The 20816-nt window shown below is 66.6% G+C and carries 22 protein-coding genes and 1 pseudogene; 15 read left to right on the forward strand and 8 right to left on the reverse strand.

Annotation, left to right across the window (positions count from 1 at the left end; genetic code table 11):
• Nucleotides 1-98: 98 nt before the first annotated feature.
• From rpsF to R5H30_RS02500, 6 genes are all read left to right on the forward strand, one after another.
• Nucleotides 99-452 carry a 30S ribosomal protein S6 gene (gene rpsF / locus R5H30_RS02475; RefSeq protein ID WP_318326402.1) on the forward strand — a complete coding sequence of 118 codons (354 nt, stop codon included), beginning with the start codon at nt 99-101 and terminating at the stop codon, nt 450-452.
• Nucleotides 453-481: 29 nt separating this feature from the next.
• On the forward strand, nt 482-709 hold the full coding sequence (gene rpsR / locus R5H30_RS02480) for a 30S ribosomal protein S18 (RefSeq protein ID WP_005982441.1): 228 nt from the start codon (nt 482-484) through the stop codon (nt 707-709).
• 11 nt (nt 710-720) lie between these two features.
• A complete protein-coding gene (gene rplI / locus R5H30_RS02485) occupies nt 721-1368 on the forward strand; it encodes a 50S ribosomal protein L9 (RefSeq protein ID WP_318326404.1) in 648 nt (215 codons plus the stop codon).
• Between the two features lie 242 nt (nt 1369-1610).
• Nucleotides 1611-2093 (forward strand): transglycosylase SLT domain-containing protein, encoded by a 483-nt coding sequence (locus tag R5H30_RS02490; RefSeq protein WP_318326406.1) that lies wholly within the window; start codon nt 1611-1613, stop codon nt 2091-2093.
• Between the two features lie 352 nt (nt 2094-2445).
• Nucleotides 2446-3609 (forward strand): VPLPA-CTERM sorting domain-containing protein, encoded by a 1164-nt coding sequence (locus tag R5H30_RS02495; RefSeq protein ID WP_318326407.1) that lies wholly within the window; start codon nt 2446-2448, stop codon nt 3607-3609.
• A gap of 115 nt (nt 3610-3724) precedes the next feature.
• Nucleotides 3725-6238: a tetratricopeptide repeat protein gene (locus tag R5H30_RS02500; protein WP_318326408.1), complete on the forward strand. Its 2514-nt coding sequence runs from the start codon at nt 3725-3727 to the stop codon at nt 6236-6238.
• Between the two features lie 131 nt (nt 6239-6369).
• On the opposite strand, the gene tig is transcribed toward R5H30_RS02500, so the two are convergent.
• The gene (gene tig, locus R5H30_RS02505; RefSeq protein ID WP_318326409.1) at nt 6370-7704 is read right to left on the reverse strand and encodes a trigger factor; all 1335 of its coding nucleotides are present in this window, start codon (nt 7702-7704) and stop codon (nt 6370-6372) included.
• Between the two features lie 259 nt (nt 7705-7963).
• Between tig and R5H30_RS02510 the strand changes: the two genes are divergently transcribed.
• Nucleotides 7964-8839 carry a hypothetical protein gene (locus R5H30_RS02510; protein WP_318326410.1) on the forward strand — a complete coding sequence of 292 codons (876 nt, stop codon included), beginning with the start codon at nt 7964-7966 and terminating at the stop codon, nt 8837-8839.
• A gap of 4 nt (nt 8840-8843) precedes the next feature.
• Here R5H30_RS02510 and pssA read toward each other — a convergent pair whose 3' ends face one another.
• The 3 genes and pseudogenes from pssA to R5H30_RS02525 form a co-directional block, all read right to left on the reverse strand.
• Entirely contained in the window at nt 8844-9557 is a 714-nt protein-coding gene (pssA, locus tag R5H30_RS02515) for a CDP-diacylglycerol--serine O-phosphatidyltransferase (RefSeq protein WP_318326412.1), read from the reverse strand.
• A 4-nt stretch (nt 9558-9561) separates the two neighbouring features.
• Nucleotides 9562-10230: pseudogene (locus R5H30_RS02520) on the reverse strand (phosphatidylserine decarboxylase); the annotation flags it as partial.
• Between the two features lie 64 nt (nt 10231-10294).
• Nucleotides 10295-10576 carry a DUF2312 domain-containing protein gene (locus R5H30_RS02525; RefSeq protein WP_318326413.1) on the reverse strand — a complete coding sequence of 94 codons (282 nt, stop codon included), beginning with the start codon at nt 10574-10576 and terminating at the stop codon, nt 10295-10297.
• Between the two features lie 136 nt (nt 10577-10712).
• On the opposite strand from R5H30_RS02525, the gene R5H30_RS02530 reads away from it, so the two are divergent.
• The 5 genes from R5H30_RS02530 to mmsB all read left to right on the forward strand — a co-directional run bounded on the left by R5H30_RS02530 (nt 10713) and on the right by mmsB (nt 13260).
• Nucleotides 10713-10955, forward strand: a complete 243-nt coding sequence (locus tag R5H30_RS02530) for a hypothetical protein (RefSeq protein ID WP_318326414.1) — start codon at nt 10713-10715, stop codon at nt 10953-10955.
• Nucleotides 10956-11053: 98 nt separating this feature from the next.
• Nucleotides 11054-11479, forward strand: coding sequence for a YeeE/YedE family protein (locus R5H30_RS02535; RefSeq protein ID WP_318326415.1), 426 nt, complete (start codon nt 11054-11056; stop codon nt 11477-11479).
• 3 nt (nt 11480-11482) lie between these two features.
• Nucleotides 11483-11914: a DUF6691 family protein gene (locus R5H30_RS02540; protein ID WP_318326416.1), complete on the forward strand. Its 432-nt coding sequence runs from the start codon at nt 11483-11485 to the stop codon at nt 11912-11914.
• An 11-nt stretch (nt 11915-11925) separates the two neighbouring features.
• A complete protein-coding gene (locus tag R5H30_RS02545) occupies nt 11926-12351 on the forward strand; it encodes a protein tyrosine phosphatase family protein (RefSeq protein WP_318326417.1) in 426 nt (141 codons plus the stop codon).
• A 36-nt stretch (nt 12352-12387) separates the two neighbouring features.
• A complete protein-coding gene (gene mmsB, locus R5H30_RS02550; protein WP_318326419.1) occupies nt 12388-13260 on the forward strand; it encodes a 3-hydroxyisobutyrate dehydrogenase in 873 nt (290 codons plus the stop codon).
• A gap of 62 nt (nt 13261-13322) precedes the next feature.
• On the opposite strand, the gene R5H30_RS02555 is transcribed toward mmsB, so the two are convergent.
• From R5H30_RS02555 to R5H30_RS02570, 4 genes are all read right to left on the reverse strand, one after another.
• The gene (locus R5H30_RS02555; RefSeq protein WP_318326420.1) at nt 13323-14537 is read right to left on the reverse strand and encodes a FliM/FliN family flagellar motor switch protein; all 1215 of its coding nucleotides are present in this window, start codon (nt 14535-14537) and stop codon (nt 13323-13325) included.
• 110 nt (nt 14538-14647) lie between these two features.
• Nucleotides 14648-17332 (reverse strand): ATP-binding protein, encoded by a 2685-nt coding sequence (locus R5H30_RS02560; protein WP_318326421.1) that lies wholly within the window; start codon nt 17330-17332, stop codon nt 14648-14650.
• A complete protein-coding gene (locus tag R5H30_RS02565; RefSeq protein ID WP_318326422.1) occupies nt 17332-17616 on the reverse strand; it encodes a hypothetical protein in 285 nt (94 codons plus the stop codon). Before R5H30_RS02565 ends, R5H30_RS02560 begins: the two co-directional genes overlap by 1 nt.
• Nucleotides 17617-17620: 4 nt before the next feature.
• Nucleotides 17621-18004, reverse strand: a complete 384-nt coding sequence (locus R5H30_RS02570) for a response regulator transcription factor (RefSeq protein ID WP_318326423.1) — start codon at nt 18002-18004, stop codon at nt 17621-17623.
• A 215-nt stretch (nt 18005-18219) separates the two neighbouring features.
• Between R5H30_RS02570 and R5H30_RS02575 the strand changes: the two genes are divergently transcribed.
• Genes R5H30_RS02575 through R5H30_RS02585 form a run of 3 tightly spaced genes read left to right on the forward strand, consistent with a single transcriptional unit; the run spans nt 18220 to nt 20636 of the window.
• A complete protein-coding gene (locus R5H30_RS02575; protein ID WP_318326424.1) occupies nt 18220-18648 on the forward strand; it encodes a paraquat-inducible protein A in 429 nt (142 codons plus the stop codon).
• A 44-nt stretch (nt 18649-18692) separates the two neighbouring features.
• Nucleotides 18693-20054 carry a DNA repair protein RadA gene (gene radA / locus R5H30_RS02580; RefSeq protein WP_318326425.1) on the forward strand — a complete coding sequence of 454 codons (1362 nt, stop codon included), beginning with the start codon at nt 18693-18695 and terminating at the stop codon, nt 20052-20054.
• Nucleotides 20055-20081: 27 nt separating this feature from the next.
• Complete coding sequence (locus tag R5H30_RS02585; RefSeq protein ID WP_318326426.1) at nt 20082-20636, forward strand: CvpA family protein; 555 nt, start codon at nt 20082-20084, stop codon at nt 20634-20636.
• Nucleotides 20637-20816 lie beyond the last annotated feature (180 nt).

Genomic DNA, 20816 nt, shown 5'->3' on the forward strand with positions numbered 1-20816 from the left:
TTCTGCACATCACCTTACCGCGCAGTCTCTCGTGGCGGGACCGCAGAAGGCGACGGTCCCACCTATGAAATGCGCCCTGACAGAAATGAGGAGTACGCATGCCACTCTATGAGCATGTCATGATCGCGCGCCAGGACCTGTCCAGCACGCAAGCCGAAGGGCTGATCGAACATTTTGGCACCGTGCTGTCCGACAACGGCGGCAATCTCGTGGATCACGAGTACTGGGGCGTCAAGACGATGGCCTACAAGATCAACAAGAACCGCAAGGGCCATTATGCCTTCCTGCGCTCGGACGCTCCGGCGCCAGCCGTGCAGGAGATGGAGCGCCTGATGCGCCTGCACGACGACGTGATGCGTGTGCTGACCATCAAGGTCGATGCGCATGAAGAGCTGCCGTCGGTTCAGATGCAAAAGCGCGACGAGCGTGGCGACCGCCGCGACCGCCGTTGATCGAAAGCTTGAGAAAGAGGACATAACCCATGGCCGCAAAACCGTTTTTCCGCCGCCGCAAGGTCTGCCCGTTCTCCGGCGACAACGCGCCGAAGATAGACTACAAGGACACCCGCCTGCTGCAGCGCTACATTTCCGAGCGCGGCAAGATCGTGCCGTCGCGCATCACCGCCGTCTCGGCCAAGAAGCAGCGTGAACTGGCCCGCGCCATCAAGCGCGCGCGCTTCCTCGCCCTGCTGCCCTACGCCGTGAAGTAAGGAGTAGACCCATGCAAGTCATTCTTCTCGAACGCGTGGCCAAGCTCGGCCAGATGGGCGACGTCGTCAGCGTCAAGCCCGGCTATGCCCGCAACTTCCTGCTGCCGCAGGGCAAGGCGCTGTCGGCCTCCGACGCCAACATCGCCCAGTTCGAAGCCCAGAAGGCGCAGCTCGAAGCGCGCAACCTGGAAACCCGGAAAGAGGCGCAGTCGCTGGCCGATCGTCTCGACGGGCAGCAGTTCATCGTGATTCGCTCGGCCTCCGACGCTGGCTCGCTCTATGGCTCCGTCACCACGCGCGACGCCGCCGACGCGGCGACCGAAGCGGGCTTTTCGATCGACCGCAAGCAGGTGATGCTCGAGCCGATCAAGGAACTCGGCCTGCACACGGTGACCGTGGTTCTGCACCCCGAGGTCGACGCGACGATCACGCTGAACGTCGCGCGCTCGTCCGAAGAGGCCGAACTCCAGGCCGCGGGCAAGTCGATCCAGGAACTGGCCGCCGAGGAAGAGGCCGCCGCCGAGTTCGAGATCTCCGAATTGTTCGACGACATCGGCGCCGCGACCTCCGAGGATTCGGATCTGGTCGAGACCGTCGAAGGATCGGGCGACAGCTCCGAAGGCGATCAGCCCGAGCAGGGCGAAGACGCCCGGTCCTGAACCGACCTGCGACTCACGACAGAAGAGCGCCGCGCCCCCTGCGCGGCGCTCTTTTTCTTTGTCCGCACCGGACCTTCCGCTCCATACCGGACGGGCAGCAGATTCCCGCCGAAACCCGGCCGATTCGCGCCCCGCTTGGGCAGGAGCTTGCCGACGCCCAACGAGGCCAAGCGACCTCTGGGTTGTAACATAACCCCGCATTGCTAGGGTGCGCGCGTCATCAACAGCATCCGTGAAAACCCATGCGTGCTCACCTTCGTCCCGTGGCCATTGCGCTGGCCGTCATCACTGTGATCGGGGCTTGCACCCCTGCCCCGAAAGAAAAGGTGCGGGTCGAACCGCCGCTCTATCCCAATGAGACACCGGAGCTTCGGGCGCTCATCAACGAGTATGCCGAGGTCTACGAATTGCCCCCGTCGCTGGTGCACCGCCTGGCCATCCGGGAAAGCACCCACAACCCTGCCGCGCGCAACGGACCCTATTACGGGTTGTTGCAGATCCTGCCGGCCACCGCGCGCTCGATGGGGTTCCAGGGCCAGCCGCGCGACCTACTCGATGCGGAAACCAACCTCAAATACGCGCTGAAGTACCTCAAGGGCGCATGGATGCTGTCGGACGGCAACCACGCCACGGCGATCCAGTGGTACGCCCGCGGCTACTATTACGAGGCGAAACGGCGCGGGATGCTGGTCGAAACCGGTCTGAGGGCCGCGAAGGCCTCCTGACACGCCCGGTTCGGGTCGTCGCCGGGTGGCCGAACCGCCGGGCCGCTGCAGCCTCGGCCACGACCGGGACAGCGTGAGAATTGACGGTGCGGCGCCATCCCGCCGCACCGTTGCGGCGCAGCCGTCGATTCGAATGTCGAAAACATCTCAGGGTTGCATGGCGCGCTCGCAAGCAACTCGAGACTGTGCAGAGGCTTTGGAATCCGCAATATACGTGTGTTTATGTTCCAATTCCGTCATAAAATTTGACACAATCTTGCCGCAATCTTAACCTTACGGCAGTTGGGGCGATTTTCCCAATTGATTGACAAAGAGTGAGGCTTTGGCCTCGACGACATTTGGAGGTAATTTGATGCGTTTATTTGCAATCGCGGCTTCGGCTGCGCTGCTTCTCGCGGGGGCAGCGGATGCCAGCCACAATCGCGGGTCGGTGTTGATACCATCCGTCGATTCGTCCGGAAACCTTACCATCGAAGCGACGTCCTTCTGGCGCACCACCTTCGTGGACGCGGTCAACAGCGTGTCGATCACGGTGCCCGGCGGGGCGACATTCGGCCTGAACATGGGGCCAGACACGGTGAACACGGCCGACAGCCGCTTTACCCGGGTCGACGAGACGGCCTCGACCGACGTGTCGAACTTCGGCGCGGGTCTCTATACGATCTCTTGGTCGAGCTGCTGCCGCGCCGGCGGAATTTCGAATGCCGCCAACGCCAACATGGGCACCACCTCGACGATCTTCTGGGACGGCTCGAGCGCCACGAAGCCGGTGCAGTTCGACATCCAGAACATCCAGCCCAACGTGGTCCGCGGCTCCGCCTACTCGGACAATCTCGACGCAACCTCGCCCGACGGCGCGACGCTGAGCTACAACGACAGCTACACGCCGGTCGGCATCTCGAGCCAGGCTCCGGGGTTCTCGATCAGCAACACCGGCCAGATCACGATCCCGGCCACCGATACCGCGGGATATCCCGAGAACCCAACGGCTGGGAACCCGGGTGCGGACGTGGCCTTCTACGGACAGATCATCGCGACCGATGGTGGCAGACAGACGGCTTCGGTCCAGTTCGACTGGCTGTTCGATGCCGTGGCCGCCGGAAGCAACCAGGTGCCCGACGTAGCCGACGTGGTCGTCAACGCGACGGTCGGCGACATGATCAACGAGAACATCCTCGGGACCGATCCGAACGGTGATCCGGTGACGCTGACCTTCCTCAGCTTCAACGGTCCGGGCGGTGCGATCCCGGGATCGAGCTTCAACCCCGGCACCCCCGCAGCGAACATGGCCACCACCGGCAATTTCATGTGGGATTCGACCGGCTTTGCGGCCGGCACGTACATCGCCACGATCCAGGGTTCGGACGGCGCCCTGACCGACCAGGGTACGATCACGATCAACCTGACGAAAGGTGGGACACCACCGCCGGGTGTGATTCCGCTTCCGGCCGGGTTCGTCCTGATGACGACCGCGCTCGGCGGACTGGGTCTCCTGCGGCGGCGCCGTCGCTCCTGACCGGCCAGGAACCTGCGCCTCTCATGACCGGGCGGGCCGTTTTCGGCCCGCCCTTGTTCTTTGATACGACACGATTGCATTTTACTCTCAGGATATTTCGAGAAACGGAGTTCCCATGCGTACCAGTATGACCCGCAAGTTCACCATGCCGGTTCTGTTGCTGACGGCACTGGCCGGCCTGCCGCAGACCGTCGGCGCCCGCTCGGTCAGCAACGATATCGGCGAAGGCTATTTCGAGAACGATTACGGCTGGATGATCCTGCCCGGCCTACTGGCCCCGGCGGACGGCGACACTGCCGCCCTGGCCGAGGTGGCGCGACTGATGAGCGCCGACGACGAGCGCGCCGGACTTGCCTTGCAGAACTACATCGACCGGTTCCCGCGCGACCCGGCAGCCTTCGATCTTGCAGGCGTCGAATTGCTGCGAAAGGACGACCCCGGACGCGCCGTGGTCGCCTTCCGCAAGGGCCTTGCGCTTGATCCCGCAAACGCGTGGATGCGCGCGAAGCTCGGCGCCGCGCTTGCCATCGACGGACGCCAGGACCTCGCACGCAAGGAGTTCGAGGCGGTGCTGCAGCTTGATCCGGACAACCCGCTTGCGCTGAGGCACATGGCCCAGATCGCGGTGGCGGAGAACGACCTGCCGCAGGCTTTGCGCCATTCCCAACGCGCTTTGCGGGCCTTCGGGATGCCCTCGGGCACGGTCAATCAGGCGCATTTCGATCTCGCGGAACTCTACCTGCGCCTGCATCGCCACCGGGATGCGCTGGAGCTGCTGCGTCCGGCGGTCGACAACCCTGACCTCGCCCTGGCGCCGACCGCCAAGGTCGAGTTGTTCGGACGCTATCTCGATGCCGCGATGGTCGCCGAGGACAGCGCGGCGGCCCGGAACGCTTTCCAGAAGCTCCAGGGGATGGTCGACCCGAACGACCCCCGCGTCGCCCTCACCCACGCCCGGCTCCTGCGGCTCGAAGGGAACGTCGCCGCGTCGCTGGCTCTGCTCGACGAGACCAGCGCCAAACATCCCGAGCTTGCGGCGCAGCTTTTGCCGGACCGCGCCCTGACCCTTGCCGCAGCCGGCCGGCACAAGGAGGCGGCGATCGTCTGGTCCGGGCTCGCCGCGCAGGCGCCGGAGGGTCACGAGATCGACTACCTGCGCGAGTCGCTGCTGCAGGACATCGCCGCCGGCGATCCGGCCGGCGCCGCCGCGCGCGCAGGCGAGATCGCCGATCGGTCCCCGGATCGTTTCGAGACCCGGATGCTGGCGGTCGAAATCCTCGGCAAGACCGCTCAGACCGAAGCGGCGCTCGACGAGGCCCGGCGCATCGCGTCGGATTTTCCCGACAATGCCGAGGCCCATCGCATGCACGGGATCATCGCCGCGGCTTCCGGCGACAAGGCGGAAGGCCAGAGCGCGCTGGAACGATCGCTCGAACTCGACCCGCAGCAGCCGAAAACCTGGCTCACCCTGGCCGGCGTGGTCCACGGACACGGCACCTATGTCGGATCGACCGGACACGGCGATGGCGGTCATGACGAGGTCGAGGCTCTGCTCGAACGGGCGATCGCCGCCAACCCGACGGATCCCGACCTAAAGACGGAACTGGGCCTGATGTACCTGTCAGACGGCAGGCCAGAGGATGCGATCCCGCGGTTCGACGCGGCGCTCGTCGACAACCCTTCGCACATGGCCGGTCTGTCGCTCGGTGCGCTCGCGCGGGCCGATATCGACGAGGATCTCGCGACGGCGCGGAAGCTGATCGAAAGCGCACATGCGATGGCACCGGACGAGGCGATCAACCAGGACATCCTTGGCTGGACCATGGTGCGGCAGGGTGAAATGGACGCGGGGATGGACCTGCTGACCCGCGCGGCGGCGGCGGAACCCGACGACGTGACGATCCACTACCATCTGGGCGTCGCCCACCAGGCGCAGGGCGACACGGATGCCGCGCGGGAGCACCTGCTGCGCGCGCTTGGTGGGCCGAACTACGACCACAACGTCGCGAACGCCCGCAGCCGCTATATCGAGGTCGCGCCCGCGGCATCGGTGGAGGTCGTGCTGCAGCGCATCGACACTGGCCACGCGGGCACGCCCGCAGGTTCGATCCACGTCGCGCACGGGTCGGAGGGTGTCAGCTTCACGGCCGCGATCTCCGGCCTGCCGGAAGGGCCATATGCCGCGCATGTGCATGAATATGCCAACTGCAACCCCGCCGCAGATGGCACGCCGGGTGGCCTGGCCGGTGCACATTACGGTCACGAGATGGGTGAAGGACACCACGCAGGTCACGTGATGCCGGCGCAGGACACCGCGGTCGAGGCAGACGACGCCTCGGACACCGAAGCGGCCACCATGGCCGACAACATGGACCAGACCGACGCGGATCCGCATGCCGGCCACAAGATGGTCGCGGCGACGATGGAGATGCCCGACCCGGATGCATCCGCCCTGCCGGTAGGAGATCTGCAGGCGTTCCATGTCGGAGCGGACGAAACCTCCGACACCAGCTTCGTGCACGACCGGTTCACGCTCGAAGAGATCCGCGGACGCTCTCTGATGCTTCACGTCGGCGAGGACGTGGACGGCAAGAGCGGCCCCAAGATCGCCTGCGGCATCATCCGCTGACAGGCGACCCTCGAGTCCAAGCGTGGGTCAGGTCACGAAAAAGCCTGCCGGATTGTCTCCGGCAGGCTTCTAATTCTTGAGGCGCGGCCTCCTGCCAGGCGGTCGCACCGCCGACGACAGACGTTTCGGGCTCAGCCCTCTTCGTCGAGCGCGTCGACGGCCTTTTGCAGCTCGTCCTTGGTCACGGTCTTTTCCGACACCTTCGCCTGTTCGACGATGTGGTCGATGACCTTGTCCTCGTAGAGCGGCGCGCGCAACTGCTGCTGCATCTGCTGGTTGTTCTGCACGAACTCGAAGAACTGGCGCTCCTGCCCCGGATACTGGCGCGCCTGGCTCATGATCGCCTGTGTCATTTCGGCGTCTGACACCGAAACCTCGGCCTTCTGGCCAAGCTCGGCGAGCAGCAGGCCCAGCCGCACACGGCGCTCGGCAAGCTTGTTGTGCTCGTCACTCGGTTCGATCTCGGGATGATCGTGGCCCTGGTGCTCGGGGTTGTCCTCGTGCCAGAGCTGGTGCGCGATCTGCTTGGCCTCGGCCTCGACCAGCGACGGCGGCAGGTCGAAGCTGACCAGCTCGTCGAGCTTGTCTAGCAGGCCGCGCTTCATCACCGCGCGCGCCGCACCCGCGTATTCGGATTCGAGCCGCTCGGCGATCTGGGTCTTGAGCGCGGCGAGGTCGTCTGCGCCGAACTTCTTGGCCAGCTCGTCGTCGATCTCGGCCGCGACCGGCTCTTTCACGTCCTTGACGGTGCAGTCGAAGGTCGCTTCCTTGCCCTTGAGGTTCTCGGCCTGGTAGTTCTCGGGGAAGGTGACCGTCACGGACTTCTCTTCGCCTGCCTTGACGCCGACAAGCTGCTCTTCGAAGCCCGGGATGAACGAGTTCGAACCCAGCACCAGCGGGTAGTCCTCGGCGGCACCACCTTCGAAGGCCTCGCCGTCGACCTTGCCGACGAAATCGATCACGACCTGGTCGCCGTCCTTGGCCTTGGAGCCCTTCTTGCGCGACTTGAAGCCCTGCGCGGTCTCGGCAAGGTTGCCCAGCGCCTCGTCGATCGCGGCATCCTCGGCCTTGACCACCAGCTTCTCGATCTCGATGCCGCCAAGCTCGACCTCGGGGATGTCGGGCAGCGCCTCGTAGGACATCTCGACCTCGACGTCGTCGCCTTCCTTCCAGTCATCGTTGGTCATCTTGACCTGCGGCTGCATGGCCGGGCGGTCGCCGCTCTGCTCGAAGTGATCCGACATCGCGCCGTCGATGGTCTCCTGCATCGCTTCGCCCATCACGCGCTGGCCGACCTGCTTTTTCAGCAGCGCCATCGGCACCTTGCCCTTACGAAAGCCCTTCATCTGGATCTCGGGCTGCGCTTCGGCGAGCTTCTCGTTGACCTTGGCGTCCAGCTCCGCTGCCGACAGCGTGATCAGATAGCCGCGTTTCAGACCTTCGTTCAGCGTCTCGGTGACCTGCATAAGTGCTCCATAGCATCAAGGGTGCCCCGGACGGCCGGGACACGGGTATCGAAAATTTCCGCCCTTCTATGTGCAGGGACCGGCCTGCGCAAGGGGTCCCAGCGGGCGCGCGCGGCCTTTTGCGGCCGCGTTCCGCGCGGTCCGGCCACTAGGCGCGGCACACCGCGACTCCGCGTGCCGCCGAGGCGTCATTTCGACTTCCGCTGCATCGGACCTGCCGCTAGCCTCGGTGGGATCGCGGGGTGGATGCCGGAGAGATATGAAACTGATACTGCACGCCGGCGCGCATTTCACCGAGGAAGACCGCCTCATGAAATGCCTGCTGCGCAACAAGGAGGATTTCGCCCGGCGCGGCACCGCCGTGCCGGGGCCCGGGCGCTACCGACAACTGCTGCGCGACGCGATGTTCGCGCTGCGCGACGCGCCGGCAGCCACAGAGGCACACGACATCCTGCTCGACGCGATTCTCGACGACGAAAGCGCCGAGCGGCTGATCTTGTCGCATCCGCACCTTTTCGGCGCGCCGCGCGCCGCCTTGCGCAACGGGCTGCTGTATGTGACCGCGCCGGAGCGGCTGGTGCATGTCTCGGACCTCTTCCGTGGCGAGGAGGTTCACCTCTACATGGCGCTGCGCAACCCGGCGAGCTTTCTGCCGGCCTGTTTCGGCCAGTCGCCGCGCGAGGAACTGGCCGATTTCATGGACGGGGTCGACCCGCGCAAGGTGCGCTGGTCCGACATGCTGAACCGTGTCCGCGAGGCCCTGCCGGAACTGCCGATGACCGTCTGGTGCAACGAGGATGCGCCGTTGCTCTGGGCCGAGATCATCCGCGACATGGCCGGGCTTGAACCGGGCGAGAAGATCGTGGGCGCGTTCGATCTTCTGTCTTCGATCATGTCACCGGAGGGGATGGCGCGGTTCCGGGCCTACCTCAAGACCCACGACGCGCTGTCGGACGGCCGCAAGCGGCGCGTGATGCGGGCCTTTCTAGACCGCTTCGCCATCGCCGAGACGCTCGAAGAGGAAGTCGACATGCCGGGCTGGAGCCAGGACCTCGTGTCCGAGATGTCCGACCTCTACGACGCCGACATGGAGCGGGTCGAAGAGATTCCGGGCCTGCGCCTGCTGCTGCCCTGACGGATCAGCCGCGCCCGCGCCGCACCAGCGACCAGATCACCACGCCGACATAGCCCAGAGTCCCGACGACAAGGGTGATCCAGGGATAGGTCAGAACCGCGGCCCCGGCGAAGGCGAAGGCCACGAGAATGTAGCGCACGCGGTCCTGCGGGATGTGCAGCCGCTTGAACGACCAGGTCGGCACCTTGCTGATCAGCAGCGCGCCGATGATCGCCATGTAAAGCGACAGCAGGTGGCCGTGAAACGGTGCGCTGTCGAAGGCGAAGGACACGAACATCGGCAGCAGGACCAGCATCGCGCCCGCAGGGCTGGGCACGCCGACGAAATACGCATCCTCGCCGGCCTCGCCGGATTTCGCGCTCACATTGAAGCGCGCAAGGCGCAGCACGCAGCAGACCGCGTAGATCAGCACTGCGATCCAGCCCAGGCGCGGGGTTTCGGAGAGCGCCCAGAAGTAAAGCAGCAGCCCGGGTGCCACGCCGAAGTTGAGAAAGTCGGCGAGCGAATCGAGCTCGGCGCCCACCGCGCTGTCGCTGTCGAGCAGCCGCGCGAGACGCCCGTCGAGACCGTCGAGGATCGCCGCCAGCAGGATCAGCAGCACCGCGAACTCGAAGTTGCCCTGCAACCCGTAGCGGATCGCCGTCAACCCGGCGCAGATCGCCGTCACCGTCATCAGGTTCGGCAGGATGTTGGTCAGCGGAATGTCGCGCCGGGCCATCGCCTCAGCCCTCGTCGAGCCGCGCGATCACCGTCTCGCCGGCGACCATGGTCTGGCCGATGCGCACCCGGGGCTCGACCCCTTCCGGCAGGTAGACGTCGAGCCGCGATCCGAAGCGGATCAGCCCGAACCGCTCGCCGGCCTCGAGGAAATGCCCCTCTTCCACCCAGCAGACGATACGCCGCGCCACCAGCCCGGCGATCTGGACCACGGCGATCTGGCGCCCGTCGGCGATCTCGATGGCGACGGAATTGCGTTCGTTGTCTTCGCTGGCCTTGTCGAGCGAGGCGTTGAAGAACTTGCCCGGGCGATAGGCGACCGCACTGACCGTACCCTGCACCGGAGCGCGGTTCACGTGACAGTTGAAGACGTTCATGAAGACGCTGACCCGCGTCAGAGGTTTATCGGGCAGGCCAAGCTCGGCCGGCGGCACCGCAGGCTCGATCAGCGACACGACGCCGTCGGCGGGGCTGATCACGAGGTCATCGCCGATCGGGCTGATCCGCTCGGGGTCACGGAAGAAGTAGTAGCACCAGACCGTGAGGCCGACGCCGATCCAGCCCAGCGGTTCCCAGATCAGGAACAGAACCAGCGTGATGGCGGCGAAGACGCCCACGAAGACGCGGCCTTCAGGGTGCATCGGCTTGAGGAAGGTGTCGCGCATGCGCATCGGATGTGCCTTTCTGACGCCTGTTGGTGCCCCGCGCGCGCGTCACGCTCGCCCGGTACGGCCGGACCTACATGCCCAGTGCCTGCTTGTACATCTCGAGAACCGCCTCTTCTTCGGCGATGTCGTCCGGCTCACGCTTGCGCAGCGCGATGACCTTGCGCAGGACCTTGGTATCGTAGCCGCGCGCCTTGGCTTCGGCCATGACTTCCTTCTGCTGCTCGGCGATGTCCTTCTTCTCGGCATCGAGCCGTTCGATCCGCTCGACGAACTGGCGCAACTCGTTGGAGGTGACTCGATAGGTCGCATCCTGCTGCGATTCGAGAACGTCGTCGGTGGCACTGTCGCTCATGTCGGCTCCTTCATGCGGTCTGCTCACGGGGGATCGCGCCTGACTACAGCCACCACCCTTCCCCTGCAAGCGCCTTCGCCGGCCCGAGGCGGCGCACCGCCTTGCCAGCGGCGGGCGCTTTCGGTAGCCCGGGGTCATGGAATCCGAAGCGCCCTCCCCGATCCTCGATCTGCTCCTCTGGGGCGGTGCCGCCGTGTCGCTGCTGGGCCTCGCCGGCATCGTCTGGTGCATTCTGCGCGTCGCCCGCGCCAAGCGTGCCGGGCTTGAGGACGCCGAGATGAAGGCGCTCCTGCAACGCGTGCTGCCGGTCAACCTCGGCGCGCTCCTTTTGTCGGTGATCGGCCTGATGCTCGTCATCCTCGGCATCTCGCTCGGCTGACCCGGCATCCGGGGCTTGAAACATATTCAATAATTGATATGTAATAAGCGGATGGCGCGATGCGCCCGCAAGTAGATGTTATCGAAAGGGACAGGACGATGCCGACCGACTGGATCTGGGGATTGATCGGCGGCGGGCTGATCGGGCTGGCCGGAGCGGTCTACCTGCTCGGCAACGGCCGCATCATGGGCGCAAGCGGCATCGTCGGCGGGCTGGTCGACGGCAGCGCCCGCGACACGGCACTCGAACGCCTCGCCTTTCTTGCCGCCCTCGTCGCCGTACCTGCCGCGCTGCAACTCGCCGGACCCACCGGCGCCGATACCAACATCACCGGCAACTGGGCGGTCATCATTCTCGCCGGTCTTCTCGTCGGCATCGGCACCCGTATCGGCAACGGCTGCACTTCGGGCCACGGGGTCTGCGGTATCTCGCGCCTGTCGCCACGCGGCATCATCGCCACGCTGATCTACATGGGCGCCGGCGTGCTTGCCGTCACATTCGGTCGTACCGTTCTGGGGGTCTGAGCCATGCGCCTTCTTTTCGCACTCGTTGCCGGCGGCCTTTTCGGGGCCGGGCTGCACCTTTCGGGCATGACAAACACCGAGAAGACCCGCGGCTTTCTCGACGTCTTCGGCGCCTGGGATCCGACGCTGGCCTTCGTGATGGGCGGTGCTCTGATCCCGATGGCCGTGGCCTGGATGCTGTCGCGCACCCGGCAACCGCTCGCCGGTGGCCGTTTCCCCGGGCCTGCGGGGCGCGAGATCGACCGCGCGCTGATCGTCGGGGCCGTGCTTTTTGGCGTCGGCTGGGGGCTTGTCGGCCTCTGCCCCGGACCGGCCATCGCCTCGCTGAGCTACGGCGGCACGGGCGGGCTTGTGTTCCTGGTCTCGATGCTGGCCGGCATGTGTACCGCGCCGCCGGTCCGCAACCGTCTGGACAGAAACCCGGCGCTGACGTAACGGTTCGCGCCATGGACATTCGCCAGATCACGCCCCGCTTCTTCGCCGCCCCGCAGATCTCCGCCGAGGACATGCCCGAGATCGCCGCCGCCGGTATCACGATGATCCTGTGCAACCGGCCCGATGCCGAGGTGCCGCCCAGCCACCAGGCCGGGTCCATCGGCGCGGCGGCGGAGGCCGCCGGGCTGGGTTTCGCGCAGCAGCCACTGACCCATCAGACCATGACGCCCGACGTGATCGCGCGGAACAAGGCGTTGGCGGCGCAGTCCGAAGGACCCGTGCTGGCCTATTGCGCCTCCGGCACGCGTTCGACCATCGCCTGGGCGCTGGGGTCGGCGGGCGAGATGCCGGTCGACGACATCATCGCGGCGGCCCGCGGCGGAGGCTACGACCTCGAGAACCTGCGGCCCGCGCTCGAGGATCTGGCGCGGCGCTGAGCGCCGAGCAACACGACATCGAGGGGGAGAGACACCATGAAGATCGGCTTCATCGGCTTGGGCAACATGGGCGCGCCGATGGCGCGCAACCTGGTCGCGGCGGGTCACGCGGTGACCGGTTTCGACCTGGCGGCGCCCATGCCCGAGGGCGTGGCGAAAGCCGACAGTGCACTTGCGGCGGCGGACGGGGCAGAGGTCGTTATCACGATGCTGCCGAACGGAGGCATCCTGCGCAATGTCGCGGCCGACATCCTGCCCGCAATGTCCGAAGGCGCGCTGCTTGTCGACTGCTCGACGGTGGACGTGGAGAGCGCAAGGGCGGTCGCTGAGGATGCTGCCCGACGCGGGATCGAGGTGGTGGACGCACCGGTCTCGGGGGGCATCGGCGGGGCGGCCGCAGGCACGCTGACCTTCATGGCCGGCGGCTCGGAGGCGGCCTTCGCCCGGGCGGAACCGCTTTTTGACATCATGGGCCAGAAGGCGGTGCATTGCGGTGCCGCCGGAGCCGGCCAGTCGGCCAAGATCTGCAACAACATGATCCTCGGTGTCACCATGATCGCCACCTGCGAGGCCTTCGCGCTGGCCGACAAGCTCGGTCTCGACCGTCAGAAGATGTTCGACGTGGTCTCGACCTCTTCGGGGTCTTCCTGGTCGATGAATACCTATTGCCCGGCGCCCGGCGTCGGACCGACCTCGCCCTCCGACAACGATTACACGCCGGGATTCGCCGCGGAACTGATGCTCAAGGACCTCGGGCTCAGCCAGCAGGCGGCCGAGGCGTCGAATGCCGACACGCCGATGGGGGCGCTCGCGCACGACCTCTACCGGCGCTTCGTCGAGGACGAGGACGGCCGCGGCCGGGATTTCTCGGCCATGCTGCCACGCTTCGAGACCCGCGGACGCGGCTGACGCGCCCCGACAGGATCGGCCAGCGCCTTGCACGGCGCGTGCCGGTCACCCGGACGCGACGCCTAGCTGTTGGCGTCGAGGTCGGGCAGCGCGTCGAGTTCGGGCAGATCAGACAGATCCGGCAGATCGGGCAAATCGGGGAGGTCTGGCAGATCGGCCAGCGTATCCGGATCCGGCAAGTCCCCAAGCCCCGACAGCGCCCCGGGATCCGACGCTTCATCGGATGCCGTGGCAGTCTCGAGGTCGGGCAGATCGCCAAGCTCTGGCAACGTGTCGATGTCGGGCATCTCCGGCAGCCCTTCGGAGCCCGGACCGTCGAGGCTTGCAAGCTCTCCGTCGAGGGTCATGCCGTCCGCGTCGCCCGCAAAATCCGCCGCCTCATTCGCGGTCAGAGTGTGACTTGCCGGTCCGGACAGCGCGGACAGGCGCAGCGCGCGCCGTCCCTTGGCCTGCCCCAGCGTTCCACGGGTCAGCACGCGCCCGCCCGGCACGCAAAGCTCGACCTCCGGGAACGCGTCGTGTGGCAGCGGGACGCAATCGCCCGGCGACAGTGCGGAAAGCCGCGAGAACGGCATGCGGAAGCGGTGCAGCACCACCGACAGGTCGGCGTTGAGGGACAGCACGACCTGGTGCATCGGCGAGAGTTCGGTCGGCGCCTCCGCCTGCGGCGCGCGTTTGATGCGCGGTCTGGCGCGCTGGCGCCGCTCGGGCCTCGGCAGGTAGAGGGTCAAGGCGCCCTGGTGCAGGCCCCCGGCAATATCGATCGTGGTGCGCACGATCGCATAGACCGGGGCTTCGAGCGCCAGTTCGAGGAGCCGCTGGTTGTCGACGCGCGCGCCATAGGCAAACCCATCTAGCACCTCACGATCCTCGGCAGTTTCGAGCAGCGCCGTGGCGCCGGCGAGCACGTCATCGACCAGCGGCGCGCAGAGCGCCGCGTCGGTCGCGGTGAACGCCCGCTCGGGCGGCGTGTCGGGCAGCACCTTGCCGGTGGTCTGCTGCTGGATCAGCGCGGTGACGAGGTTCGCGTCGAGCACCGCAGCGCCCACCGTCCGGTCCGGTCCGTCGAGCAGCAGCATCAGACCACTCCCATCGAGACCTTCCATGGCGTCCACCGCCTCGGCAAGCTCCTTGGTGGCGCCGATCACCGCGAGGGCGAGGTTGAGCATCCGGTCCGCCGAGCGCGCCACAGCAAGACGCATCGCCTTGGGCACGGACATGGCCCGCGCCTGATGTTCCTCCCGGCCCGAGCGGGCCATGCGCTGCAATGCTGACATCGGCGGCTCACCGTCCCGTTTCGCAAGTCACCCGGAGGCGAAAGACTGTCCGGAAACCGGCATAGCGGGCATTGGTTACCATTGCCTTTCACCGAAACGGGCGCCGTCGCCTATTGCGCGGCAAGTGCCCGCGGGCGCGGCAGGATGACCCGGAAGGCCGTGCCCCCGGTGCCGTCCCGGTAGATCACGTCGCCGCCGAGCCGGCCCATGATCTCGCGGCATATCGCAAGGCCGAGGCCCGCGCCGTTGCTGTCGGTGGCGCCGATACGCGAGAACTTCTCGAACATCATTTCGCGGGCGTCCTCGGGGATGCCCGCGCCATTGTCGATGAAGTCGACCTCGACGCTGTCGTCGCCGGCCCGCACCTCGATACGCAGTTCGGGCACGTCGGCGGCGCAATACTTCTGGGCGTTGGTGATGAGGTTGATGAAGACCTGCGCAAGCCGGTCGAGATCGGTGTCGAGCGCGATCCGCTCGGCGGCGCGGTCGCGGACGATCGTCAGCGGGCGCGTCTCGCTGGCCTGCGCGGTGGTGATCGCGTGGTCGAGCACAGCGTCGAGCGTTCCGGACTGCCGGTTCAGCACCACCTGCCCGTTCTCCAGCACCGACAGGTCGAGCAGATCGTCCAGCAGGCGCGTCAGGCGGATCGCCTCGGTGTGGATGATGCCGGCGTATTTCGCCTTTTCCGCGGACTGCAACCCGTCGTGATCGCGCAGAATCTCGGAAAACGCGCGGATCGAGGTCATCGGCGTGCGCAGCTCGTGACTGATCTGGCTGAGAAAGGCGTCCTTTTGCAGCGACAGCTGGGTCAACTTGGCGTTGGCGTCGCGCAGCTGGGCCGCCGTCTGGCTGAGCTCGCGCGACTTGGCTTCGAGCTGGCTGGAATACTCCAGCATCTGCGCGGATTCGTCGGCCACCGCCAGCAGGTCGCGCACCGATACCGAGGTGCCGCCGACGATCTGGCCGATCATGGCGTGCGCCGTGGCCGCCCCCACCGAGCCGGCGAGCGTGCGCTCGAGGCGCTCGACGAACTCGGGCGTCGGTTCCGGCAAGTGCCCGTCAAGCCCCTGCGCGCGCGCGGCGTCCTGGAAGAACGTCCGCGCCTCGTCCGCGCCGAGGATCCGCTGGGCCATGATCATCAAGTCTTCACTCTCGGCCACCGAGGCGTTCCAGCCGCGCGTCGGGCCGGAATGGTCGAAGACGTTGACGAATTGCGCGCCCTGCAACCGTTCGATGGGCTGCGGAAAGGTCAGCATCGACACGAAGGCGAAGACCACGACGTTGAGCGACAGGCTCCAGAACACGGCATGCACCGTGGGATCGAGCCCGGGACTCCAGAACAGCTGTTGCGGGCGCAGCCAGCCGATGCCCCAGGGACCCTGTGACAGCAGCGCCTCGCCCATGAGCGCGCCGGGACCGAAGCTGGGCAGCAGCATCGCGTAGACCCAGACCGCGAAGCCCGTGACGAGGCCGGCCAGCGCCCCGGCGCGCGTGGCGCCGCGCCAGAAGATGCCGCCCACTGCGGCGGGAAGGAACTGGGCGACACCGGCGAAGGAGATGAGCCCGATGGCCGCCAGCGCCCCCGAGCCGCCCGAGGCGCGGTAGTAGACGTATCCCAGCGCGATGATCACGAGGATCGACAGGCGCCGCGCCATGATGACCACGTGACGCACGTCACCGGATTGCGTCGCACCGCCCTGCCCGATCGCGAGGAAGATCGGCATGACCACGTGGTTCGATACCATCGTCGAGAGCGCCAGCGTGGCAACGATCACCATCGAGGTGGCCGAGGAGAAGCCGCCGAGAAAACTCAGCATGGCCAGCTGCTCGCGGCCCTGGCTGAGTGGGACGGAGAGCACGAAAAGGTCCGGGTTCGATCCCGGCGGCAGCAGGTCGAGCCCGACCACGGCGATCGGCACGACGAAGAGGCTCATCAGCATCAGGTAAAGCGGGAAAGCCCAGCTTGCGATCTTGAGGTGGTTCTCGTCGTCGTTCTCGACCACCATGACCTGGAACATGCGCGGCAGGCAGAGGAAGGCGGCGGCGGAAAGAATGGTCAGTGTCGCCCAGCGGCTACCCTCGGTCTGCCAGACACCGATGGGCGAGGCGTCGATGCGGGCCAGCGTGTCCTTGAGCCCGCCGGCGACGCCCCAGACCACGAAAATGCCGACGGCAAGAAGCGCGATCAGCTTGACCACCGCCTCGACGGCCACGGCGATGACCACGCCGTGGTGGCGTTCGTTGGCGTTGAGGTTGCGGGTGCCGAAAAGCACGGTGAAAAGCGCCAGCCCCACCGCGACCCAGAAGGCGGCGGCAGCGGTGTCGATGGCGGCGGCGCTTTCCGATCCCGCGAAAATGCCCAGCGACAGTGTCACCGACTGAAGTTGAAGGGCGATGTAAGGCGTGACGCCGATCACGGCCATGAGTGTCACCACGATGGCGAGCGTGTTGGACTTGCCGTAGCGCGAGGAAATCAGGTCGGCGATCGAGGTGACGCGGTGACTGCGCCCGATCCGCACCAGACGCCGCAGCACCCACCACCAGCCGACCATCACCAGGCTGGGCCCGAGGTAGATCGTGACGTATTCCAGCCCCGAGCGCGCGGCATAACCGACGGCGCCGTAGAAGGTCCAGGCGGTGCAGTAGATCGACAGCGACAGCGTGTAGACCAACGGCGAGCGCAACAGCCACCCCGCGCGCCCCCGCACCCCGGCGCGTTCGGTGGCGAAGGCGACGCCGAACAGGAAGGCCACATAGGCCAGGCAGACGACTATCAGCGTATTGAGAGAGGCCATCAGCCGCGATCCTGCCGGGGCGGGTCAGGCTCGGTCTGCTGCGGCGCGCGGCGCAGCAGCACCCAGGCCAGCAGCGAGCCTGCGATCAGCACGATCCAGACCCCGAAGAGGTAGATCAGCGCCTCGGACATGGGCATCGGGTCCGGCGCATCCGCGCGCGGCCAGAGCAAGGGCAACATCCAGAGCACGAGGCCGATGACCGGCCAGAACCGCACTGCGTCCATCAGCCGGCGCACACGGTAGCCACGGCGCTCGAGAAACAGGGGCGAGCGTCCGCGCGCCACGGGCTCAGGCCCGCTGCTGCTGTAGGCTCACCAGGTCCCGCACCGCCTTGAGCACCTCGGCATTCGAGAAGGGCTTGGTCATGAAACGGCTCACGCCGGCTTTCTCGGCGAGGTCCCGGTCCCGGCTCTGGCCGCGGGCCGTCAGCATCAGCACCGGCAGTTCGGCCGTCTCGGGGTCGGCGCGCAAATCGGTCAGGATGTCGAAGCCGCTGCGTCCGGGCAGCATGACGTCGAGCACCACCAGATCGGGGGCCATGTCGCGGATTACCTCGACGGCATCGGCGCCGTTTGCGTGGGTGTCGACCTGCCAGCCGTCGCGGCTCAGCAGGAAGCGGATCGCCTCGATGATGTTGGCCTCGTCCTCCACCAGCAGAACGTGCTTGCCCATATGCCCTCCCGTCTGTCGCGCCGCCGACCCGGTCGGGCCGTCTCCCTCGGCGCGGTTGCGCCAAGTATCCTCCCATTCCTCAGGCGAGTCAAAACGTTGAGCCAGCCTGCGCGCCTGACGCGAAGGCACCGCCACGCGCCCGTTTCCGAGCCTGCAGCCCGGTCCATAGCTGCATCGGCTTGACAGCCTCGGGCGGCGGTTCCATGCCTGCCGCCATGCGCTGGCTGACCCTCGCCCTGCTCGTTCTTTATCCCGTCGCCTGGACTGCCCCGCTGCTGCGCGCGGGATTGCTTCCGTTCTTCTCGCTGTCGGAGATCTCGGTGGTGACGGGATTTCGCGCGCTGTGGGACAGCGATGTCTTCCTCGCCCTCGTTGTCGGTCTCTTCGGTTTCATAGCGCCCTACGCCAAGACCATTGGACTGGCTCTCGTGCAGTTTGGCCGTGCCCCGGCATGGCTGGCGCGGCCGCTCGCGCTCGTCGGGCGGCTCGCGATGGCCGACATCTTCCTCATCGCGCTTTACGTGGTGATCGCGAAGGGCGTCGGCGTGGGCCGCGTCGAGGTCGCCTGGGGGCTCTATCTCTTCACCGCGCTGATCCTGGCGTCGCTCTGGATCGGCTGGCGCACCGAGCGCGGGCAACGGTGACATTGGCGTTGCCCACCCGCCGCCTCTGAGGCATCTAGGGGCGCATGGCGAAATCTCCCTCCTACTCCTGCACGGCCTGCGGCGCAGTCCATTCCAAGTGGTCCGGGCGCTGCGAGGCTTGCGGCGCTTGGAATACCATCCAGCAGGACGCAGGCATCTCGACCGGGCCCGCGAAATCGCTCGGGGCCAAGCGCGGCAGCACGGTGACCCTGACCGACCTCGCGACGGAAGAGGCGCCGCCGCCGCGCGCACGGTCCGGGATTGAGGAACTCGACCGCGTGCTGGGCGGTGGCCTGGTCCCCGCCTCGGCGATCCTCGTCGGCGGCGATCCGGGCATCGGCAAGTCGACCCTTCTGCTGCAGGCCGCGGCGCAGTTCGCGCGTGCCGGGCTCAAGACGATCTACGTCTCGGGCGAAGAGGCCAGCGCGCAGGTGCGGATGCGCGCCAAACGTCTTGGGCTGGCGGACGCGCCTGTGCAACTGGCCGCCGAGACCAACCTGCGCGACATCCTGACCACGCTCGAGGCAGAGAAGCCCGGGCTCGCCATCATCGACTCGATCCAGACCATGTGGGCCGACAACGTCGAAAGCGCGCCGGGCTCGGTCAGCCAGGTGCGGGCCGCCGCGCACGAACTGACAAGTTTCGCCAAGCGCAAGGGCATTTCGGTGATCCTCGTGGGTCACGTCACCAAGGAAGGCCAGATCGCAGGGCCCCGCGTGGTCGAGCACATGGTCGACACGGTCCTTTATTTCGAAGGCGAGCGCGGCCACCAGTTCCGCATCCTGCGCGCGGTAAAGAACCGCTTCGGACCGGCGGACGAAATCGGTGTCTTCGAGATGACCGGCGCGGGGCTCGCCGAGGTCCAGAACCCCTCGGCGCTGTTCCTGTCGGAACGCGGCCAGCCGGCGGCGGGATCGGTGGTCTTCGCCGGGATCGAGGGCACGCGGCCCGTGCTGGTCGAGTTCCAGGCGCTGGTCGCGCCGACCCCGCATTCGCAGCCGCGCCGCACGGTCGTCGGATGGGATGGCGGGCGGCTTGCGATGATCCTCGCCGTGCTCGAGGCGCGCTGTGGCATCCCCTTCGCCGGGCTCGACGTCTATCTCAATGTCGCCGGCGGGCTGAAGGTCGGCGAGCCTGCGGCCGATCTGGCGGTGGCGGCCGCACTGCTTTCGGCGCGCGAAGACTCGGCCCTGCCTGCGGACACGGTGGTTTTCGGCGAGATTTCTCTTTCCGGTGCGTTGCGTCCCGCCGCCCAGACCGAATTGCGGTTGAAAGAAGCGCAAAAACTTGGTTTCACCTCCGCCATCGCCCCGGCAGGCGGCAAGGCGAGCGGCGTGCGGGGCATCAACCTCGCCACCATGTCCGACCTGACCGGCTTTGTCGGCGAGATCTTTGGCGCCGGGTGAGCGTCACAAGCGAAAGGCAAGAAGCGTATGGAAGGTTTCACCATCATCGACGGCGTGGTCGCGCTGGTCATCGTGCTGTCGGCCCTGCTGGCCTACGGGCGCGGGATCGTGCGCGAGATCATGGCGATCGTCGGCTGGGTCGCCGCGGCGGTCCTCGGGTTCCTTTTCGCCCCGCAGGTCGAACCCATCGTGCGCGAATTGCCCGTCGTCGGTGAATTCCTGTCTGACAGCTGCGAACTGTCGATCATTGCCGCCTTCACGCTGGTCTTTGCCGTCGCGCTGATTATCGTCTCGCTCTTCACGCCGCTGTTCTCGACCGTCGTGCAGCGCTCGGCGCTCGGCGGCGTCGACCAGGGGCTCGGCTTTCTCTTCGGCGTCGTGCGTGGCGTCCTGCTCGTGGCCATCGCCTTCTTCGTCTACGAAACCGTGATCACCAGCCAGTCCTACACGATCGTCGACGAGAGCCGGTCGTCCGCCGTGTTCAGCCGCTTCACCCAGCAGATCGAGGAAACCAACCCCGAAGAAGCCCTGGGCTGGCTGACCACGCGCTACGAGACGCTGGTCGCCTCCTGCAGCGCCTGACGGCGAACGAGGCGTCTGTGGAAACCTGAGATCTTCGCGACAACCCGCTGACATGACAGGCAAAATCGCGCCGACCGGTCGCGAAGGTTGGAAATCCTGTTGACCGGCTCGTGAAGTGGTCGAGTTCATTTTCGACAAAACGCAACCCGTCTATGCGGAAACCGGGGCCCTGATCCATGT

It is taken from the genome of Roseobacter sp. FCG-D35, from assembly GCF_033436665.1.
In the GTDB taxonomy this organism is placed as follows: domain Bacteria; phylum Pseudomonadota; class Alphaproteobacteria; order Rhodobacterales; family Rhodobacteraceae; genus JAWQFO01.

Bases quoted from the DNA above. Each gene is read 5' to 3' on its own strand.
- rpsF (WP_318326402.1), top strand. From the start codon at position 99: ATGCCACTCTATGAGCATGTCATGATCGCGCGCCAGGACCTGTCCAGC.
- rpsR (WP_005982441.1), top strand. From the start codon at position 482: ATGGCCGCAAAACCGTTTTTCCGCCGCCGCAAGGTCTGCCCGTTCTCC.
- rplI (WP_318326404.1), top strand. From the start codon at position 721: ATGCAAGTCATTCTTCTCGAACGCGTGGCCAAGCTCGGCCAGATGGGC.
- R5H30_RS02490 (WP_318326406.1), top strand. From the start codon at position 1,611: ATGCGTGCTCACCTTCGTCCCGTGGCCATTGCGCTGGCCGTCATCACT.
- R5H30_RS02495 (WP_318326407.1), top strand. From the start codon at position 2,446: ATGCGTTTATTTGCAATCGCGGCTTCGGCTGCGCTGCTTCTCGCGGGG.
- R5H30_RS02500 (WP_318326408.1), top strand. From the start codon at position 3,725: ATGCGTACCAGTATGACCCGCAAGTTCACCATGCCGGTTCTGTTGCTG.
- tig (WP_318326409.1), bottom strand. From the start codon at position 7,704: ATGCAGGTCACCGAGACGCTGAACGAAGGTCTGAAACGCGGCTATCTG.
- R5H30_RS02510 (WP_318326410.1), top strand. From the start codon at position 7,964: ATGAAACTGATACTGCACGCCGGCGCGCATTTCACCGAGGAAGACCGC.
- pssA (WP_318326412.1), bottom strand. From the start codon at position 9,557: ATGGCCCGGCGCGACATTCCGCTGACCAACATCCTGCCGAACCTGATG.
- R5H30_RS02525 (WP_318326413.1), bottom strand. From the start codon at position 10,576: ATGAGCGACAGTGCCACCGACGACGTTCTCGAATCGCAGCAGGATGCG.
- R5H30_RS02530 (WP_318326414.1), top strand. From the start codon at position 10,713: ATGGAATCCGAAGCGCCCTCCCCGATCCTCGATCTGCTCCTCTGGGGC.
- R5H30_RS02535 (WP_318326415.1), top strand. From the start codon at position 11,054: ATGCCGACCGACTGGATCTGGGGATTGATCGGCGGCGGGCTGATCGGG.
- R5H30_RS02540 (WP_318326416.1), top strand. From the start codon at position 11,483: ATGCGCCTTCTTTTCGCACTCGTTGCCGGCGGCCTTTTCGGGGCCGGG.
- R5H30_RS02545 (WP_318326417.1), top strand. From the start codon at position 11,926: ATGGACATTCGCCAGATCACGCCCCGCTTCTTCGCCGCCCCGCAGATC.
- mmsB (WP_318326419.1), top strand. From the start codon at position 12,388: ATGAAGATCGGCTTCATCGGCTTGGGCAACATGGGCGCGCCGATGGCG.
- R5H30_RS02555 (WP_318326420.1), bottom strand. From the start codon at position 14,537: ATGTCAGCATTGCAGCGCATGGCCCGCTCGGGCCGGGAGGAACATCAG.
- R5H30_RS02560 (WP_318326421.1), bottom strand. From the start codon at position 17,332: ATGGCCTCTCTCAATACGCTGATAGTCGTCTGCCTGGCCTATGTGGCC.
- R5H30_RS02570 (WP_318326423.1), bottom strand. From the start codon at position 18,004: ATGGGCAAGCACGTTCTGCTGGTGGAGGACGAGGCCAACATCATCGAG.
- R5H30_RS02575 (WP_318326424.1), top strand. From the start codon at position 18,220: ATGCGCTGGCTGACCCTCGCCCTGCTCGTTCTTTATCCCGTCGCCTGG.
- radA (WP_318326425.1), top strand. From the start codon at position 18,693: ATGGCGAAATCTCCCTCCTACTCCTGCACGGCCTGCGGCGCAGTCCAT.
- R5H30_RS02585 (WP_318326426.1), top strand. From the start codon at position 20,082: ATGGAAGGTTTCACCATCATCGACGGCGTGGTCGCGCTGGTCATCGTG.